Source organism: Saccharothrix sp. NBAS 001 (assembly GCF_056640475.1).
On sequence record NZ_CM153251.1, the window covers coordinates 1733548 to 1750482 of the forward strand.

The window sequence follows — 16935 nt, forward strand, 5'->3', positions numbered from 1 at the left end:
GTGGCGCGGGTGCGCTACGCCCGCGGAGTCGGCGGGGTTTCGGCGAGGGCGTGGACCAGGGTGGTCAGCACGGCGCTCTGGCCCTCCACGCTCAGGTGGACGCCGTCGTCCAGGTGGTGGTCCGCGCCCGTCGTCGCCGCCCGCGTGTCGACGGTCGGCTCCGGCCGGCGGTGCATCGCCTCCGCCACGGCGTCGATGTCCTCGGTGGTCCACGAGATGCCCGCCCGGCGGAAGTGGACGAACTCGCCGATCCGCCGCTCGTCCACAGTGGACGGTGTCAGCCACGTCCAGCGCGCCACCCCGGCCAGGTCCCGCAGCGCCGCGAGGTTGCGCGTGGTCTCCTCGATGCTCACCAGCGTCGGCCCGTCCGCGCGCAGCCGCTGCGCGTCGTTCGCCCCCGTCATGCACAGCACCAGGTCCGGCCGCTGGAACGCCAGCGCGGGCAACTGCGTCAACGACTGCGACGTGGTGTGCCCGGACACGGCCAGGTTGACCAGCATCGCCGAGTCCGAGCCGCGCAGCGCCAGCACGTGCCGCAGGATCTCGAACCACGACAACCGGTCGGCCGTGGTGCTCTCGCCGACCGCGACCACGACCCCCTCGAACGGGACGCGGTCGACGGCCTCGGCGAACTCCGGTCGGGCCAGCAGGGATCGCGCCGCCGCACGGGCCTGCTCCTCCAGGTCCGCCAGCACGCCCCGGTACGCGTCGGCGTCCAGCCCGAACACCGCGGCGATCCGCGCGTCGTCGGCGCCGGCCAGGTAGGGCAGCGACCGCTCCGGGCGCTGGAAGCGGACGAGTCGTTCGATGCCGTTCACGAGGTGGTGCTCCGTTCGTCGCGATCGTTGCGGGACAGCAGGAATCCGACGGCCACCAGCCAGACCAGGCCGGTGAACCGGGCGATCGGCAGCAGGTAGGCCGCCTCGGGCAGCAGCAGCGTGAACAGCGACAGGCCCGCCGCGGTGGCGATGGCCAGCCCGGCCGTCCGCAGCCACCGGGGCAGCCGCGCGCCCGTGGCGATGCCCGCGACCAGCAGGCCCAGCGGCACGACGTGCCCCGGCCCGCCGGTGATGAACGACAGGTCGTGCAGCGCCCGGACGACCACCGCGTCGCCGACCACCTCCGGCCGCGACAGCACCCAGCTCACCAGCGCCGACACCGCCAGGAACGCCGCCGCCAGCCCGCCGCCCACCGCCGCGGCGTACCCCCGGACCCGGCCGGTGACCGCCGACGTGTACAGCGCCAGCGGGACCACCGCGGCGAGTTGGAGCAGCGCGGCGACCCGCACCGCGTCCTGCCGGTCGCGGAAGTAGGCCAGGATGTCGGCCTCCGGCCCGAACGGCGACGGGAACGGCACGCCGCCCGCCACCACGATGCTCAGCACCAGCCCGGCCAGGAACAGCACCGCGAACGCGACCCCGGGCACGCCGGGCGACAGCGGGCGGCGGACCTCGGCGCTCACGCGACCACCCGCCCGCCGGTCAGGTCCAGCGTCACGCCGCTGACCCACGACGCCGACGCCAAGTACAGCACCGCCTGCGCCACGTCGTCGGGCTCGCCGACGCGCCCCAGCGGGAACGTCCCGGCCAGCCCGCGCAGCCGCTCGGGGTCCAGGTTCGCCCGCATCCGGTCGTTGAGCACGGCCGACGGCGCGAGGCAGTTGACCCGCACGCCGTGCCGGCCGACCTCGGCGGCCAGGTGCCGGGCGAACATCACCACGCCCGCCTTCGCCGCCGCGTACGCCGCGTTCGCCCCGCCCGGCACGCGCCCCGCCGTGGACGACATCAGCACGACCGTCCCGGCGCGCCGCTCGACCATGCCCGGCAGGAACTCGTGCACGGTGAGGAAGGTGGAGGTCAGGTCGGCGTCGAGCACCTCCCGCCAGCGCGCCGGCGTCAGCTCGGCGGTCGGCACCGGAGCGCCCTGGCCGCCCGCGAACGGCGCGAGGATCCGCACCGGCCCCCACGCCCGCTCCACGCTCTCCCGCAGCCCGGCCACCACGTCCTCGTCGGTGACGTCGCCGGGCACGCCGAGCGCCTGCCCGCCGTCGGCGGTGATCGCCGCCACCACCCGGTCGACGGCGGCCGGGTCCCGCCCGTTGACGGCCACCCGCACGCCGCGCGCGGCCAACGCCCGGCAGGTCGCCGCGCCGATGCTCCCGGAACCCCCGGTGAGCAGGGCCACCTGTCCCGTCAAGTCCTCGTCCATCGCTTCTCCCCAGTGAATCGTTCATAGAGGTGAATGGTTCTCTCTGGCGTACAGTAGGCGTCGTGACCGCGTCGCGCAAACAGCCCGGAGCCGCGTTCCTGCTCGCCCAGCTCGGCGCGCACGCGGCGAACCGGTTCGCCGAGCGGATCGCCGACCTCGGGCTGACCCCGGCCGACGTCGGGCTGCTGCGGATGATCGCCGCGCAGCCGGGGCGCAGCCAGCGCTCGCTGGCCGAGGACCTGGGCGTGGTGCCCAGCCGGGTGACCGCGATGATCGACCCGCTGGACCGCGCGGGACTGGTGGAACGCCGCCGCAGCACCGACGACCGGCGCAACTACGAGCTGCACCTGACCGAGGGGGCGACCGCCCTGATGGGCCGGCTGCGGCAGACCGCGACCGCCCACGAGGACGACATCTGCGCGGCTCTCGACGCCGACCAGCGCGAGCGGTTCACCGCGCTGCTGCGGCTGGTCGCCGACCAGCAGGGGCTCGTGCCCGGCGTGCACCCCGGCTACCGGCGCGGTTGACGGTCGCGGCCGGCCGCTCGTAGGCTCGCCCGGCGCCACGGCGGTGGTCGCGGGTCTCCTGTCCTCCCCGATGGGTGCGCTGCGGCCGGAGGCCCGTGATGTTCCTGCAAGCGCCCGGAAAACCCTTCCTCGACGTCCCGGTCGAGCTGGACCCGAGGCGGGTGCGCACCCCGTACGCCTTCCTCGGCATCCCGTACGGCCCGCCCTACGCTCCCGCCGACCTGCACGTCTGCGCCGACGCCCCGGACGCGGTCCGCGAAGTCGCGCACCTCATGGAGTACCGGCTGATCGCCGGGCACCACGACTTCGACCTGGACGGCCCGCTGTTCGCGCCCGGCGAGCCGCCGGTGACCGACTGCGGCGACGTCGTCGGCGACGTCCGGGCGCCCGACGAGATCTGGGACCGGGGCCTGTCGGTGGTCGGCCGGCTGGTGCGCGGCGGCGTGGTGCCGCTGGTGGTCGGCGGCCTCGACGCGGTCCCGCCGATCGTGGTCGGCGGGTTCGAGGGGGTGGAGCGGGTGCACGTGCTGCACGTGGACGCGCACCTGGACTACCGCGCCGAGGTGGCCGGCGTGACCCGGGGCTACTCCAGCCCGATCCGCCGGATCCGGGAGCTGGCCTGCGTCGACCGGGTCGTGCAGGTGGGCCTGCGGTCGGTCGGCAGCGCCCGGCCCGCCGACCTGGCCGACGCCCGCGCCGCCGGCAACCACCTGGTCACGGCGTGGGACCTGCACGAGCGCGGCGCGGCGGCGGTGCTGGCCGACCTGCCGCGCGACCGCCGCTGGGTGGTCACGGTGGACTGCGACGGGCTCGACCCGGCCATCGCGCCCGGCGTCGGCTGGCCGGAGCCCGGCGGCCTGACCTACCCGCAGATCCGGACCTTGGTGGCCGGGCTCGCCCGCGAGCGCAAGATCGCCGCGTGCGTGTTCACCGAGTTCCAGCCCGCCAAGGACATCGCGCGGACCACCGCGCTCACCATCACCCGCCTGCTGCTCAACGTCATCGGCCTGCAACGCAACCCGTGACCCCGGGCCGGTGACCTCGGACCCCGGGAAGCACCACGGCCCGGCCTCCGCGCGGAGGCCGGGCCGGTTCCGGGTCGGGCGTCCGGGCGCGGTGCGCGCTAGCGGATGCCGAGCGCGCGGCCGAGGGTGTGGAACAGGTCGGTCTGGTCGGTCACGCCGACCACGTTGGCCGCCTGCGGCCCGCGGCCCGCGATGCGGACCTGGGTGCCGGTGTGCTCCTGCGACTGGCCGGGCGTGTTGGTCGCGTAGTTGATCGTCATCGGCACGTTGTCGTGCGTGATCAGCGTCGCGGTCTGACCCGGGCTCTTGGCCTCGTTGGGGATGATCTGGCTGGTGTGCCCGTGGTCTGCGGTCACGATGACCAGGGTGTCCGGGTGCACGCGGGCGTACGCCTGGCCGACCGACACCGCGTCGTCGAACCCGACCGTCTCGCCGATCTGGCCGCACGGGTTGGCCGCGTGGTCCTGCTTGTCGATGCTCGCGCCCTCGACCTGGAGGAAGAAGCCCTTGCCGGAGCGGTGGTCGGTCCGGTCCAGCAGCGAGATGGCCTTGCGGGTCAGGTCCGCGAGCTTGGGCTGCGTGGCCGGCAGCGCGGGGTTCGGCGCGCACGTGGCGGGCGCGGTGCCGCCGACCTTGGCCGCCGGGCCGCTCCACTGGACTTCCAGGTTGGTCTCGGCGAACAGGCCCAGCACGGGCTTGTCGCCGCGCACCCGCTGCAGGCCCGCCGCGTCGGTCGCGACCTGGTAGCCCGCCGCGGTCGCCTGGTCGAGCACCTTGCGGCCGGCGAACGGACCGGACTTCACGGTCTGGCCGAAGTACTTCGCGCCGCCGCCGAGCAGGACGTCCGGCCGGGTCTGCACGAGCTGCTCGGAGATCGAGCCCGCGCCGCCGTTCTCCTTGGCGTTGACCGCGCACTTGGCGCTGGTCTCGTCCGGGCCCTTGCAGTCGCGGTTGACCACGTGCGCGCCGAGCACGGCGGGCGTGGCGTCCTGCACCTCGGCCGTGGTCACGTCGCCGGTCCGGAAACCGTTGCGCTTGGCCAGTTCCAGGATGGTCGGCACCGGCTTGCCGGCGGCGTCCACGGAGATCGCGCCGTTGTAGGTCTTGGTGCCGGTCGCCCAGCCGGTGCCCGACGCGGCCGAGTCGGTCACGTAGTCCGGCTTGGTCGGGTCGCCCTTCGCCACCGCGTACGTGGTGTACGCCCCGGTCAGCGGGAGCGTGTCCAGGTTGAGCCTGCCCGCCGCGCCCTTGGCGTAGTTGCGGGCGATGGTGATCTCCGAGTCGCCCATGCCGTCACCGATGAACAGGATGACGTTGCGCGCCTTGCCGCCCCGGATCGCCGAGCGCACGTCCTGCGTGCGGTCGCCGGACGACGCGGTGGTGCGCTCCTGGTCCGACTGGCCCGTCGCGGCCAGCACGGGCGTGCCTACCAGCACGGCCGCGCCCAGTGCCCCGATCGCGACCAACCGCCGTCTTCCGATCCTCACTGCGACCACCCTCCACGTTGCTCTGGACGACGGCTATTAGCCGCCGCGCACGAGTTGCGGGCGTGGCCGGGCGGCGACGTGTCGGGGACCGGCCGGTGAACACTCGGCGCACCGCCGACGATTTGCGCAGGTAGCTGTCGCGATGTCGGCGGTGCGCCAAGTGTCCGGCCGGTGCCGTCGGTCCGGTTTCGGCCGGGTTGGGCGGCAGCCCGGTCAGGCGAGCGCGACGAGGTCCCGGTACCGCTCGTCCCACACGTCCTGCTCGCCGTCGGGCAGCAGGAGCACCCGGCCCGGCCGCAGGGCGTCGATCGCGGCCACGTCGTGGGTGACCATGACGATCGCGCCGGGGTAGCCGTCGATCGCCGCGAGCACCTCGGCCCGCGACGCCGGGTCGAGGTTGTTTGTCGGCTCGTCGAGCAGCAGCACGTTCGCCCCGGAGTGGACCAGGCCGGCCAGCGCCAGCCGGGTCTTCTCGCCGCCGGACAGCACCCCGGCGGGCTTGTCCACGTCGCGACCGGTGAACAGGAACGCGCCCAGCACGTGCCGGACCTCGTCGTCGGCCAGGTGCGGCGCGGCGGCGGACAGGTTCCGGCGGACCGTGCGCTCCGGGTCCAGCGTGTCGTGCTCCTGGGCGAAGTAGCCCAGGACCAGGCCGTGACCGGGCACCACGCGCCCGGCGTCGGGCCGGTCGCGCCCGGCCAGGATCCGCAGCAGGGTCGTCTTGCCGGCCCCGTTGAAGCCGAGCACCACCAGCCGGCTGCCCCGCTCCACCGCGAGGTCCACGCCGCGCAGCACGTCGTGGTCGCCGTAGGACTTGGTCAGGCCGACCGCGCCGAGCGGGGTCCGACCGCACGGCGCGGGCTCCGGCAGCCGGATCCGGGCGACCTTGTCCGCGCGGCGCACGGGCTCCAGGTCGGCGAGCATCCGGTCGGCGCGGCGGACCATGTTGCGCGCGGCGACGGCGGTGGCCACCCGCGCCCGCATCCGGTCGGCCTGGGCGTGCAGCGCGGACGCCTTGCGCTCGGCGTTGGCCCGCTCCCTGGTGCGGCGGCGCTCGTCGGCGTCGCGTTGCGCCAGGTAGGCGGCCCACCCGGTGTTGTGCACGTCGATCGTGGTGCGCTGCGGGTCGATGTGGAACACCCGGTTGACCACCTCGGCCAGCAGGTCGGTGTCGTGGCTGATCACGACCAGGCCGCCCGCGTGCCCGCGCAGGAAACCCCGCAGCCACGCCACCGAGTCGGCGTCGAGGTGGTTGGTCGGCTCGTCGAGCAGCAGCACGCCGTCGTGGCCGCCGAACAGGATGCGGGCGAGTTCCACCCGCCGCCGCTGACCGCCGGACAGCGTGCCCAGCGATTGGTCCAACACCCTGGAGGGCAGGCCGAGCCCGGCCGCGACCCGGGCCGCCTCGGCTTGCGCCGAGTAGCCGCCACCGGCCAGGAACGCGGCCTCCGCACGGGAGTAGGCGTCCATCGCCCGGTCGAGCGGACCGGCCGGGTCGGCCATCGCCGAGGTCGCCGCACGCAGGTCGCGCAGCGCCGCGTCCAGGCCGCGCGCGGACAGGACGCGGTCGGTGACCGTCGCCGACTGGTCGGCCGCGCGGGCGTCCTGCGGCAGGTAGCCGGTCGAACCGGTGCCGCTGATCGTGCCGGCGGCGGGCCTGGACTGCCCGGCCAGCGCGGTGAGCAGGGTCGTCTTGCCCGCGCCGTTGCGGCCGACGAGGCCGACGCGGTCGCCGGGGGAGATGGTGAAGGAGAGGTCGGACAGCAGCAGGCGGGCGCCTGCGCGCAGCACGAGACCACGTGCGGAGATCACGGGGCAACGCTCCGGAGTCGGCTTGGAGACACACTTCTGGTGGGGAAGCGGGTCCTGAGCTAGGAGACTCGGGGCGTTGACATGGCTCCCAGGTTAGCTCGCGCGTCGCGCGGTGTCGCCCGAAAAAAGGGCCGGTGCGCACTGGCTGTGCGCGCCGGCCCCGTCACGTGCTCGGCTACACGCCGGTCAACGCCGCAGCGTCGAAGACGGTGCTGTCGTCGGGCCGGTCACCGGGGACCGGTGCCAGGCCGCGCGACGCCCAGAACCGCTGGACCGCGGCGAGTTCCTGCGCGTTCGGCTGCGGGTTGTCGCACCGGCCGCCGGCCATCACCTTGTCGCAGTTGCCGATGTCCGACGGGTGGTTCAGGCCCAGGATGTGCCCGAACTCGTGCACGACCACCCGCAGCGGGCCCGCGCCCGAGGACTTGATCTGGTTGCGGTAGAAGGTGATCGTCCCCCGGGTGCACCCGACGCAGCTCGCCATGCCGGGCGCCGCGCCGTTCTGCGCGGTGGACACCGTGACCCCGCCGGTGCCCTTGACCAGCTTCACGCTGCTCACCCCGGTGTTCCAGATCTGCGCGGCCTGGTCGACCAGCGGCGCGAGTTCGGCCGCCCGGCTCGACTCGTAGTAGATGGTGCGCACCGCGAGCGGGTGCGCGTCGCGGGGTGCGGAGACGGCGGCCGGCGTGCCGACCAGGGTGATCGCGGCGACCACCCCGAAGATCGCCGCCACAAGTTTCGCTCGGAACAACGGAAGCTCCTTCGTTCGACGCGTCCGCGAACACTGCCGCGCGGACGCCTGCTGCCCGGACACCGGCCCGGCGCCGTGGCGGTTGCGGCGGTCGAGTCGATCTGTCCCGAAGGTAACGCCACCGACCCCGGCCGGCCATATAGCACCTGGCCATAACGCAGTTCTTGCTGCGGAAACGCGGTGCGGAAGTCCACCGTGGACGACGGCGGCGCTTGCTCCGTTCGCCGGCGTCGCCGGCCGCGCGGCCGGGAGAGAATGTCTGCCTGCCAGGGGACTCCCGAGGGGGACAGATGATCGGAACGCGCGTGGTGGCCGCCCTGTGCGCCGCGCTGTGCGGCGCGGCGCTCGTGGCCGGCTGCGGCGGGGACTCCACGCCGCCCGCGCCGACCTCCACCGGGCCGGACGTCGTGGCCCGGCTGGAGCAGACCGTCGGGCCGCTGGAGCGCCAGGGCTTCCGGGGCGTGGTCGAGGTCCGCCGGGACGGCCGGGTGCTGCTCTCGCGCGCGTACGGGGCCGCCGACGTCGCCACCGGCCGGCTCAACACCCCCACCACCCGGTTCCGCGTCGCCTCGGTGACCAAGCAGTTCACCGCGGTCGCCATCCTGCTGCTCCAGGAGCAGGGGGTGCTCAAGGTGACCGACGCGGCGTGCGCGCACCTGTCGTCCTGCCCGCCGTCGTGGTCCGCGGTCACCCTGGAACAGTTGATCACGCACACGGCGGGCGTGGTCCCGGACGTCACCGACACCCCGGCGGAGTTGGCGGCGCTGCTCGCCTCGAAGCCGACGCACGCCGAACTCGCGGCCAGGGTGCTGGCCCGACCGCTGAGCGCGGCCGGCACGTGGGCGTACAGCAACGCCGGCTACGACGTGCTGGGGGCGGTGATCGAGCACGCGACCGGCGGGACGTACGCCGCGTTCCTGCGCGCGGGCCTGCTCGACCCGCTGGGCATGGGCGACTCCGGCATCGACTGGCCCGCCGCCGACCCGACCACCCGCGCGGTCGGCTACCTCGCGCCGAGCACCCCGGGGCCGTCGGTGGACGACGAACTCCAGGCCGGCGGCGCGCTGTACGCCACGACCGCCGACCTGGCCCGCTGGAACACCTTCCTGCTCACCGGCACCCCGCCGCTGCTGACCCCGGCGTCCCGGGACCTGGTGCTCGCGCCGTCCGTGCAGATCCCGGGCAAGAGCGCGCACTACGGCTACGGCGTGCAGACCTGGCGGGAGGGCAAGGACATGGTCATCGAGCACAACGGCCGGTTGCCGGGCTTCCGCACCTACAACGGCATCCACCCCGGCACGAGGACGTCGGTCACGGTGTTCGCCAACCTCGACACGTTCGACCCGTCCACGCCCGGCCACAGCCTGATGGACGTCGCCATCCGCTACCCCTGACCCGGACCGGCGCCCGGTGCTACGGTTCGGGCCGGTCGTGGAGAGGAGGGGGCGTGGCCGCCGAGGAGGATCCGGAGACCGAGTTCCCGCACCGGATCGGGAAGGTCGCCCGGCGCGTGCTGTCCCTGCACGGCTACACCCGCTACGAGCAGCTGACCGGGACCACCGCGAGGGAACTGCTCAAGATCCACGGGATGGGCCGCAAGGGGATCACGATCCTGCGCGAGGAACTGGCCGCCCGAGGGCTCTCCTTCGCCGACGAGTCCTGAACCGCTCGCCTCACCACCCGCGCGTGTGCCATGATCGCCACCATGTCGACCACTCGAAAGGGCGATGGCGCGTAGACCGCCGAGCCGCGTCCGCGCGCACAGCCCCGGGCCCGGCGGCCCGGTCCGGCTCCCCGTTCGCCTCTCCGCGAGGGGAATCTCGGTCATCGCCGGCATCGAACGCACCAGGCTGTGGCCGGCGGCCGTCCTGGACGCGCTGCTCGGCTGGGAACGGCTCCTCCGCGACCCGGCCCACCGGCTGTGGGAGCCCGCGCAGGGCGGGTGCGGCGTCTTGCAGTGCTGCCCGGACCCGGAGGAAGTCCGCCACATCCTGACCATCGCCGCGCACGCCCTGCCGGCCAAGGACGCGCGCGCCTTCCGCCGCTACCTCACGACGCTCGCCGAGCGGTGGTGAGCCGGGGCCGTCCACAGTGGACCGGCGAGGGCCGGTGCGTCCGAACGGGCGAACCCCGGTCGCCGCCCGACACCTGCTTCGAGACGCCCGCGACCGACCCCTCCCGGGCTACCGGTTCTCGCGGTAGTGGTCCCAGCTCGCCTTGCACGCCAAGGCGAGTTCGGTCACCCGGGCCGGGTCGGGGGCCGGCCAGTCCGCGCCGGGCGACATCAGGTGCGCGGCGCCCGCCGGGCCCAGCAGGTACTCGCGGCGGAACTCCGCCTGCACCGCCTCGACGCCCGGGAACCGCGCGCTGGTGTGGGTGATCTCGTTGCTGCCCAGGTAGGGCTGGTTGAGCGCGACGTCGTCGGGCCGGGCGGCGAACCCGACCCGGTGGGCGTCGGCCAGCGCGCGGAGGAGGTCGGGCCGCATGGTGACGGTGTGGTCGCCCCGCCGTTCGCCGCGCGCGTCGCCCCGGTTGGACAGCGCGACGACCGGCGGCAGGCGGTCGGCTTCGGGACGCGGCACGGCCACCGCGCCGTCCGGCCGCGTGGTGTGGTTCATGGTGTCGTGGAACGACAGGAACGTCACGCCGTCGCCCGCCCGCGCCACCAGGTCGTCCCGGGTCCGCTCGTAGACGTCCACGCCGACCGCCGCGACCTGCGCCACCACCTCGGCCAGCGCCTCGGCGTCGGCGTCGGACCGGCCGGTGAAGATCGGCATGAAGGAGAACGTCACCGGCCGCACGGCGTCGCACCCGGACAGGTCGACCCGGTTGCCCGGCCCCGCCGCCCGCACCCGGTCGAACGCCTCGCGCAGCCCGGCCGCGAGGTCGTCGGGCCGGGCCCGGTTCGGGTCGCGGACCAGCCGGGGGTGCGGGTTCTCCACGTACACGATCCTCGGGTCCAGCTCGGCCCACCGCCGCACGACGGGCGCGGTCGTGCAGTCGGTGAAGTCGTACTGGAGGCGTCGGGTCAGCGCGGGGGACAGGAACCCGGCCAGTTCCTCCGGGACGGCGGCCCCGGCGTGCGGGCAGCTGACCACCAGGTCGGCGTCGGCCAGCGCGTCGGCCGGGGAGCGCCGGTCGCGGTCGGCGTAGAACGTGATGTCCTCGGCGGTGAACCGGGTCCCGCGCGGGATGAGCACCGGGGCGGACATGGCCCTCCGATCTCCGGGGTCAGCCCCCGATCAGCAGCCCGATCAGGGCACCGAACACGGCCGTGGTCACGGCCAGCACCACGGCCGGCACGAAGAACGAGTGGTCGACCAGCTTGCTGCCGAGCTTGGTGCTGCCGGTCTCGTCGAAGTTCGCGGCGGCGATCTGCGAACCGTTGGTGGGCAGCACGTAGATGCCCGCGAACGCGCCGCCCCACATGCCGGCGAGCATGCCCGGCGCGAGCCCGGCGGCCAGGCCGATCGGCACGATCGTCCGGGTCGCGGTGGACTGGCTGGTGGTCGCCACGCACACCAGGAACACGCCCAGCGCGAAGATCCACGGCGCGGCGTCCACCCAGCGGCCGACCGTGTCCACCACGAGCGCCTGGTGCGCGGAGATGAACGTGTCGGTCAGCCACGCCAGGCCGAACAGCGCGATCGCGGACACCATGCCGGCGCGGAACACGCTGGCCATCGGCACGTCGGCGACCTTCGGCCGGGCGATGAGCAGGATGACCGTGCCGACCGCGAACATCACCATCTCGATGATCGGGGTCATGCTCAGCTCGGCCCCGCGCGCGTCCTGCGGCCGCAGGTCCTTGAACAGCCCCAGCACCACGATCACCAGCACGCCCAGCAGGAACACCAGCGCCGCGTTGCGGCCGACCGGGGTCGCCTCGGGCAGGCCCCGGGTGGAGCCGGGCGAGGCGGGCGGCAGTTCGCCGGAGGCCACCTTGGCCTGGATCTCCGGGTCGTCGGCGATGTCCTTGCCCAGCCGCCGCACCACGAAGAACGACGCGATGATGCCGAGCACGGCGGCGGGCAGCGTCACCTTCACGATGTCGATCAGCTCGAACCGGTAGGGGTCCACGTCGGTCAGCGTGACCATGGCGGCCATCGCCGCGCTGACCGGGCTGCACGCCAGCGCGACCCCCGTGGCCACCACCGACAGCGACAGCGGGCGCGACGGGCGTTCGCCGTTGCGGTAGGCGACGTCGCTGATCACCGGCAGCAGCGGGTAGAGGATGTTCGAGGTGCCCGCGCCGACCGAGAACAGGAACGTCACCAGCGGCGCGATGAGCGTGATCTGCCTGGGGTAGCGGGAGATCACCCGGGCGGCGATCCGCACCATCCAGTCGATCCCGCCCGCGACCTGCATCATCGACGCGGCGAGCACCACCGACAGCACGATCAGCAGCGCGTCCACGGGCGGCGTGCCGGCGGGCTCGCCGAACACGAACACCAGCACGCCGACGCCGAGCCCGCCCCACAGGCCCAGCGCCACGCCGCTGGACCGCGTGCCCATCACGATCGCGCCGAGCACCACGAGCAGTTCCAGCGAGATGATCAGTGCGTCCATGGCCGGCCGGCGTCCCCCGTCTCGTGGCGGGCCGCGCGGCCCCTGGACCGCCAGTATCGGCGGGCCCCGCCGGGCCCGCCCGAACGAGATCGCCTGTTCACCCCAACGAGGTCAGTTCGCGGACAGCCGCAGTTCCGCGCCGTGGTGCGCGGCCAGCCGCCGCGCCGCGCGGTCCAGCGACTCGCGGTGCGCGTGGGCCAGCGTGGTCAGCAGGTCGAGTTCGACGGTCAGCGTGCGGTGGGTGAGGGTGCCGCGCCAGGTGCCGTGCACGACGCCGTCGACCAGCACCACCTGCACGCCCGCCGCGCCCTCGGTGCGCCCGGCGTGGTGGCGGCGCAGCAGCGGCTTCACCTCGTCCGGCACGACGGACTCGCGCTGGCCCGAACCCAGCACCCAGGCGTCGTAGCGGGGGAGCAGCCACGCCCCGGTGACCGGTTCCGGCCGGGTGTCGGCGTCCTCGGCCAGCACGTGCGAGCCGTTGAGCACGTCGACGGTGTCCTGCGCGTGCAGCAGGTCGTGCGCGGCGGGGATGGTCACGCCCAGCCAGCGGGACAGGTCGCGCGGGGCCACCGGGCCGTAGTTGCGCACGTACCGGCGCACGACCTCGTGCAGCGCCGCGTCCTCGTCCACCTCGTCGGGGGTCACCCGGACGAAGGTCTCCTTGCCGTCCTGCTGCGGCCCGAACGCGAGCACGCCCGCGTGCGCGGCGAGCACCGAGAACTCGGTCAGCGTCTCGTCCAGCTCGGTGACCCCGCTGAGGTCCTTGAGCCGGGCCACGAGTTCGGCGCGCACGAGCGGCCCGCCGGCGAGCGCCTCGGTGGCGGCGGCGAGCAGCCTGCGCTCGACGTCCGACGCGGTCACCGGGGTCGCCTTGCGCACGGCGGCCAGGTAGAGGCCCAGGTCCCGGCCGGCCAGCAGGTGGGCCGTGCCGCGCATGGCGTACGTGCGGACCAGCGTGCGGTCCTCGACCAGCGCCTGGAACGCCTCGCGGCCCAGGCGCGCCGAGCGCACGGCCAGCCCCAGCTCGGCGGCCAGCGGGGCCTGCGCCTGGAACGCGCACACGTCGCCGGTCACGGTGGCGGGCCCGGCCGCGGACGGCGTGGCCAGGTGGTTGCGGCGGAGCCGGTGCGCCAGGGCTGCCGCCGTGGTCCAGTTCGATGCCATGACGCCGTCACCCTAGAGCCCCTGCCGCGCGAGGCGAAGTCGACGCGCGCCGGACGGCGGAGCGGGACCCGTCGGGGCGCGGAGGCGTCCGGTGGCGGAGCGTGCCAAGGTGTGTGCGCCGGGTGAACGGGTATGCGGCCGAACGGCGCATCTCGCGCCACGCGGTGACTGGCACTGTGTGGTGGAGGTCGTACCGAGCCGCGTTTGGGGGAGCGATGGCACCGCAGGATTTGACGCGACGGGATCTGCTCGTGCGCACCGGCCAGGTGGCCGCCGTGCTGGGGGTGACGGGCGCGGCGGTCGGGTCCGCCGAGGCGGCGCCCGCCGACGCCGAGGCGGTCGCGGCCGGCCGGTCGGTCGTGCTGCGCGAGGGCACGAACATCTCGGTGGCCGCGTCGCCGGACGGCAGGTGGCTGGCCACCGACCTGGTGGCCGCGATCTGGGTGCTGCCGGCCGCCGGCGGCTCGGCGCGCAGGCTGACCGGGGACCTCCAGGACGCCACGCTGCCCTCGTGGGCGCCGGACGGCCGCTCGCTGGTCTTCCAGTCCTACCGGGACGGCAACTTCCACCTGTACCGGGTCGACGTCGCCGGCGGCGAGCCCCGGCGGCTCACCTCCGGTCGGTTCGACCACCGCGAGCCGGTGTTCTCCCCGGACGGCTGGCGGATCGCGTTCACCAGCGACCGGGGCGGCCACTACGGGGTCTGGACGCTGGACGTCGGGTCCGGCGCGATCGCCTCGGTCACCGGACCGCCGGACGACGCCGCCGCGCCGCGCTGGTCGCCCGACGGCGCGCGGATCGTGTTCACCGCCAACGAAACCGCCGTCGACGTGGTGACGGTCGCGACCGGCGAACGGGTCCGCGTGGTCACCGCGCCCGCCGACGGCCGGGTGTACGGGGCGGCCTTCGGCCCCGACGGCGCGCCGTCCTACACGCTGGTCCGGGGCGGTCGGGCGGACCTGGTGCACGCCGGCCGGGAACTCACCGCGGGCGAGGACGTGTTCGGCTTCGCCGCCACGTGGACCGGCGGCGCCGCGCTCTACACCGCGAACGGCCGGATCCGCCGCCGCACCGCCGACGGGGCCACCACCGACGTCCCGTTCACCGCCACCGTCCCGGTCGCCGAGCGCCCCCGGGTGCGGCAGCGGCCCGACCCGGCCGGTTCCGGGGACGTGCTCGGCATCGCCGGGCCGGTGGTCTCGCCGGACGGCTCCACGATCGCGTTCCGCGCGCTCAACGCCGTGCACCTGGTGTCCGCGCTCGGCGGCCGGCCGCGCAGGCTCACCGACGGCACCTGGTTCGACTCCGACCCGGACTTCGCGCCGGACGGCCGGTCGGTCGTCTACTCCAGCGACCGCACCGGCGTGCCGACGCTGCACCTGCGCGACCTGGCCACCGGTCGGGACCGGGTGCTGCCCGCCGGTCCGGGCGCGCAGACCGCGCCGAGGTTCGCGCCGGACGGCAACCGGATCGCCTACGTCGACCACGACGGCGCGGTGTGGGTGCTGGACGTGGCGGCCGGGACCCGCCGGCAGGTCACGCCCACCCTGTTCATGCCGGGCCGGCCGACCTGGTCGGCGGACGGCCGGGTGCTCGCGCTCGCGGCCGTGAAACCGTTCTCCCGCCGGTTCCGCGAGGGCACCAGCCAGGTGCTGACCGTCGACCTGGCCGGCGGCGACCTGCGCTACGCCGAGCCGATGCCGTTCCGGTCGATCGCGACCCGGGGCGACGACGGGCCGGTGTGGTCGCCGGACGGCCGGCACCTCGCGTTCGTGGTGGAGAGCGTCGCCTGGGTGGTGCCGGTGGACGCGGCGGGGCGCTTCCTCGGCGACCCGCGCCAGGTCACCTCCGAGGTCACCGACTCGCTGTCCTGGAGCGGGTCGGACGCGCTGGTCTACCTGTGCAACGGCAAGCTGCGCCGGATCGGACTGGCCGGCGGCCCGGCGCGCACCATCCGGCTGGACTTCACCTGGCGGCGGCCGAAGGCGCCCGACCGCACGATCGTGCACGCGGGCGCGGTGTGGGACGGCGAGTCCGACCGGCTGCGCCACGACGTGGACGTCGTCGTGGAGGACGGCCGGGTGCGGGAGATCCGCCCGCACCGCGCGTCGGCCGGCGACCACGTCGTGGACGCCGCCGACCTGGTCGCCATCCCCGGTCTGATCGACGCGCACAACCACTGGCACCTGCGCGGCCGGCAGTGGGGCGCGCGGCAGGGCCGGGCGTGGCTGGCCTACGGCATCACCACCACCCGGTCGCCGGGCGACCCGGCGTACCAGATGGTGGAGACCCGCGAGGCGCTCGCCGCCGAAACCCTGGTGGGGCCGAGGTTCTACGGCACCGGCGAGGCGATCGACGGGTCCCGCGTCTACTACAACTTCATGCGGCCCACGCTCTCGCGCGAGCAGTTGGACCTGGAGTTGAAGCGGGCGCTGGAACTCGACTACGACATGATCAAGACCTACGTCCGGCTGCCGGTGGAACTCCAGCGGGCCGCGGTCGAGGCCGCGCACCGGGGCGGGCTGCGGCTGTCGTCGCACTACCTGTACCCGGCGGCGAACATCGGCATGGACGGCATGGAGCACGTCGGCGCGACCAACCGGCTGGGCTACTCGCACACCATCAGCCGCACCGGCCGCACCTACCAGGACGTGGTCGACCTGTTCGTGAAGTCGGGCATGTCGGTGACCCCGACCCTGTTCCACGCCCGCGCGCTCTACGCCGAGGACAAGTCCCTTGTGGACGACGAGCGCACCCGCGTGTTGTTCCCGCCGTGGGAGTACGAGCGGTACGTGGCCGAGGCGGCGGCGGCCGGCACGCCCGCGTCGCCGTGGTCGAAGGACGTCCTGGCGGGCTGGGTGGACATGGTGCTGCGGATCCACCGCGCCGGCGGGCTGGTCATCTGCGGCACGGACGCGCCGCTGGACTACATCGCCACCGCCACCCACCAGAACCTGCGGGCGATGGTGGCGGGCGGGTTCACCCCGCTGGAGGCGCTGACCACCGCGACCCGCAACCCGGCGGCGTGGCTGGGGTTGTCCGGCCGGATCGGCACCCTGCGGCCCGGCGCGCACGCGGACGTGGCGTTCGTGGCGGGCGACCCGCTGGCCGACATCCGGGCCGCCGCCGCGGTGCGCCGGGTGATGGTCGGGGGAGTGCTGCACGACGTGGCGGACCTGCTGGCCCCGTACCGGTCGGCGCGGGCCGGGGCGAACGCGGTCGCGACCGCCGAACCGTTGCCGCCGTCGGCGTCCGCCGCGCACGACCACGACCACTGGTGGCACGAGCCGGAGTGGTCCGCGCACGTGTGCTGCGGCGAGTTCTGACCGGTCGGCGGGAACGCTTCCGCCGAGGCCGTCGGCGCCGACGCCGACGGGGAGGAACCACGGCCG

Annotated in this window: 15 protein-coding genes; 6 read left to right on the plus strand and 9 right to left on the minus strand. The window is 74.6% G+C overall.

Annotated elements, in window-relative coordinates:
• Positions 1 to 14 precede the first annotated feature (14 nt).
• From AC0HI0_RS07645 to AC0HI0_RS07655, 3 genes are read right to left on the minus strand one after another with little or no spacing between them, the layout of a single operon-like run.
• Positions 15 to 818: an SGNH/GDSL hydrolase family protein gene (locus tag AC0HI0_RS07645; protein ID WP_480931564.1), complete on the minus strand. Its 804-nt coding sequence runs from the start codon at positions 816 to 818 to the stop codon at positions 15 to 17.
• Positions 815 to 1462 (minus strand): DUF4386 domain-containing protein, encoded by a 648-nt coding sequence (locus AC0HI0_RS07650; RefSeq protein ID WP_480931565.1) that lies wholly within the window; start codon positions 1460 to 1462, stop codon positions 815 to 817. The genes AC0HI0_RS07645 and AC0HI0_RS07650 overlap by 4 nt, the downstream gene beginning before the upstream one ends.
• Positions 1459 to 2208, minus strand: a complete 750-nt coding sequence (locus AC0HI0_RS07655; protein ID WP_480931566.1) for an SDR family NAD(P)-dependent oxidoreductase — start codon at positions 2206 to 2208, stop codon at positions 1459 to 1461. The genes AC0HI0_RS07650 and AC0HI0_RS07655 overlap by 4 nt, the downstream gene beginning before the upstream one ends.
• 62 nt (positions 2209 to 2270) lie before the next feature.
• On the opposite strand from AC0HI0_RS07655, the gene AC0HI0_RS07660 reads away from it, so the two are divergent.
• Both AC0HI0_RS07660 and AC0HI0_RS07665 read left to right on the plus strand, forming a co-directional pair.
• Positions 2271 to 2735, plus strand: coding sequence for a MarR family winged helix-turn-helix transcriptional regulator (locus AC0HI0_RS07660; RefSeq protein ID WP_480931567.1), 465 nt, complete (start codon positions 2271 to 2273; stop codon positions 2733 to 2735).
• Between the two features lie 98 nt (positions 2736 to 2833).
• A complete protein-coding gene (locus tag AC0HI0_RS07665; protein WP_480931568.1) occupies positions 2834 to 3760 on the plus strand; it encodes an arginase family protein in 927 nt (308 codons plus the stop codon).
• A gap of 98 nt (positions 3761 to 3858) precedes the next feature.
• On the opposite strand, the gene phoA is transcribed toward AC0HI0_RS07665, so the two are convergent.
• From phoA to AC0HI0_RS07680, 3 genes are all read right to left on the minus strand, one after another.
• Positions 3859 to 5256: an alkaline phosphatase gene (gene phoA, locus AC0HI0_RS07670; RefSeq protein ID WP_480931569.1), complete on the minus strand. Its 1398-nt coding sequence runs from the start codon at positions 5254 to 5256 to the stop codon at positions 3859 to 3861.
• Positions 5257 to 5460: 204 nt separating this feature from the next.
• Entirely contained in the window at positions 5461 to 7059 is a 1599-nt protein-coding gene (locus AC0HI0_RS07675) for an ABC-F family ATP-binding cassette domain-containing protein (protein ID WP_480931570.1), read from the minus strand.
• Positions 7060 to 7234: 175 nt separating this feature from the next.
• Entirely contained in the window at positions 7235 to 7810 is a 576-nt protein-coding gene (locus AC0HI0_RS07680) for a snapalysin family zinc-dependent metalloprotease (RefSeq protein ID WP_480931571.1), read from the minus strand.
• A gap of 290 nt (positions 7811 to 8100) precedes the next feature.
• On the opposite strand from AC0HI0_RS07680, the gene AC0HI0_RS07685 reads away from it, so the two are divergent.
• The 3 genes from AC0HI0_RS07685 (at position 8101) to AC0HI0_RS07695 (ending at position 9885) form a co-directional block, all read left to right on the plus strand.
• Positions 8101 to 9204, plus strand: a complete 1104-nt coding sequence (locus AC0HI0_RS07685; RefSeq protein ID WP_480931572.1) for a serine hydrolase domain-containing protein — start codon at positions 8101 to 8103, stop codon at positions 9202 to 9204.
• 53 nt (positions 9205 to 9257) lie between these two features.
• On the plus strand, positions 9258 to 9473 hold the full coding sequence (locus AC0HI0_RS07690; RefSeq protein WP_480931573.1) for a helix-hairpin-helix domain-containing protein: 216 nt from the start codon (positions 9258 to 9260) through the stop codon (positions 9471 to 9473).
• A gap of 64 nt (positions 9474 to 9537) precedes the next feature.
• Positions 9538 to 9885, plus strand: a complete 348-nt coding sequence (locus AC0HI0_RS07695) for a hypothetical protein (RefSeq protein ID WP_480931574.1) — start codon at positions 9538 to 9540, stop codon at positions 9883 to 9885.
• A gap of 108 nt (positions 9886 to 9993) precedes the next feature.
• Here AC0HI0_RS07695 and AC0HI0_RS07700 read toward each other — a convergent pair whose 3' ends face one another.
• The 3 genes from AC0HI0_RS07700 to AC0HI0_RS07710 form a co-directional block, all read right to left on the minus strand.
• Positions 9994 to 11022 carry an N-formylglutamate amidohydrolase gene (locus tag AC0HI0_RS07700; RefSeq protein WP_480931575.1) on the minus strand — a complete coding sequence of 343 codons (1029 nt, stop codon included), beginning with the start codon at positions 11020 to 11022 and terminating at the stop codon, positions 9994 to 9996.
• A gap of 19 nt (positions 11023 to 11041) precedes the next feature.
• The gene (locus tag AC0HI0_RS07705) at positions 11042 to 12379 is read right to left on the minus strand and encodes an anaerobic C4-dicarboxylate transporter family protein (RefSeq protein ID WP_480931576.1); all 1338 of its coding nucleotides are present in this window, start codon (positions 12377 to 12379) and stop codon (positions 11042 to 11044) included.
• Between the two features lie 111 nt (positions 12380 to 12490).
• The gene (locus AC0HI0_RS07710) at positions 12491 to 13543 is read right to left on the minus strand and encodes a DNA glycosylase AlkZ-like family protein (RefSeq protein ID WP_480931577.1); all 1053 of its coding nucleotides are present in this window, start codon (positions 13541 to 13543) and stop codon (positions 12491 to 12493) included.
• 215 nt (positions 13544 to 13758) lie between these two features.
• Between AC0HI0_RS07710 and AC0HI0_RS07715 the strand changes: the two genes are divergently transcribed.
• Positions 13759 to 16869: an amidohydrolase family protein gene (locus AC0HI0_RS07715; RefSeq protein WP_480931578.1), complete on the plus strand. Its 3111-nt coding sequence runs from the start codon at positions 13759 to 13761 to the stop codon at positions 16867 to 16869.
• Positions 16870 to 16935 lie beyond the last annotated feature (66 nt).

What these genes read in the sequence shown, in the direction of transcription:
- AC0HI0_RS07685 (WP_480931572.1), top strand. Translation starts at nt 8,101, where the DNA reads ATGATCGGAACGCGCGTGGTGGCCGCCCTGTGCGCCGCGCTGTGCGGC.
- AC0HI0_RS07655 (WP_480931566.1), bottom strand. Translation starts at nt 2,208, where the DNA reads ATGGACGAGGACTTGACGGGACAGGTGGCCCTGCTCACCGGGGGTTCC.
- AC0HI0_RS07715 (WP_480931578.1), top strand. Translation starts at nt 13,759, where the DNA reads ATGGCACCGCAGGATTTGACGCGACGGGATCTGCTCGTGCGCACCGGC.
- AC0HI0_RS07665 (WP_480931568.1), top strand. Translation starts at nt 2,834, where the DNA reads ATGTTCCTGCAAGCGCCCGGAAAACCCTTCCTCGACGTCCCGGTCGAG.
- AC0HI0_RS07705 (WP_480931576.1), bottom strand. Translation starts at nt 12,379, where the DNA reads ATGGACGCACTGATCATCTCGCTGGAACTGCTCGTGGTGCTCGGCGCG.
- AC0HI0_RS07695 (WP_480931574.1), top strand. Translation starts at nt 9,538, where the DNA reads ATGGCGCGTAGACCGCCGAGCCGCGTCCGCGCGCACAGCCCCGGGCCC.
- AC0HI0_RS07700 (WP_480931575.1), bottom strand. Translation starts at nt 11,022, where the DNA reads ATGTCCGCCCCGGTGCTCATCCCGCGCGGGACCCGGTTCACCGCCGAG.
- AC0HI0_RS07710 (WP_480931577.1), bottom strand. Translation starts at nt 13,543, where the DNA reads ATGGCATCGAACTGGACCACGGCGGCAGCCCTGGCGCACCGGCTCCGC.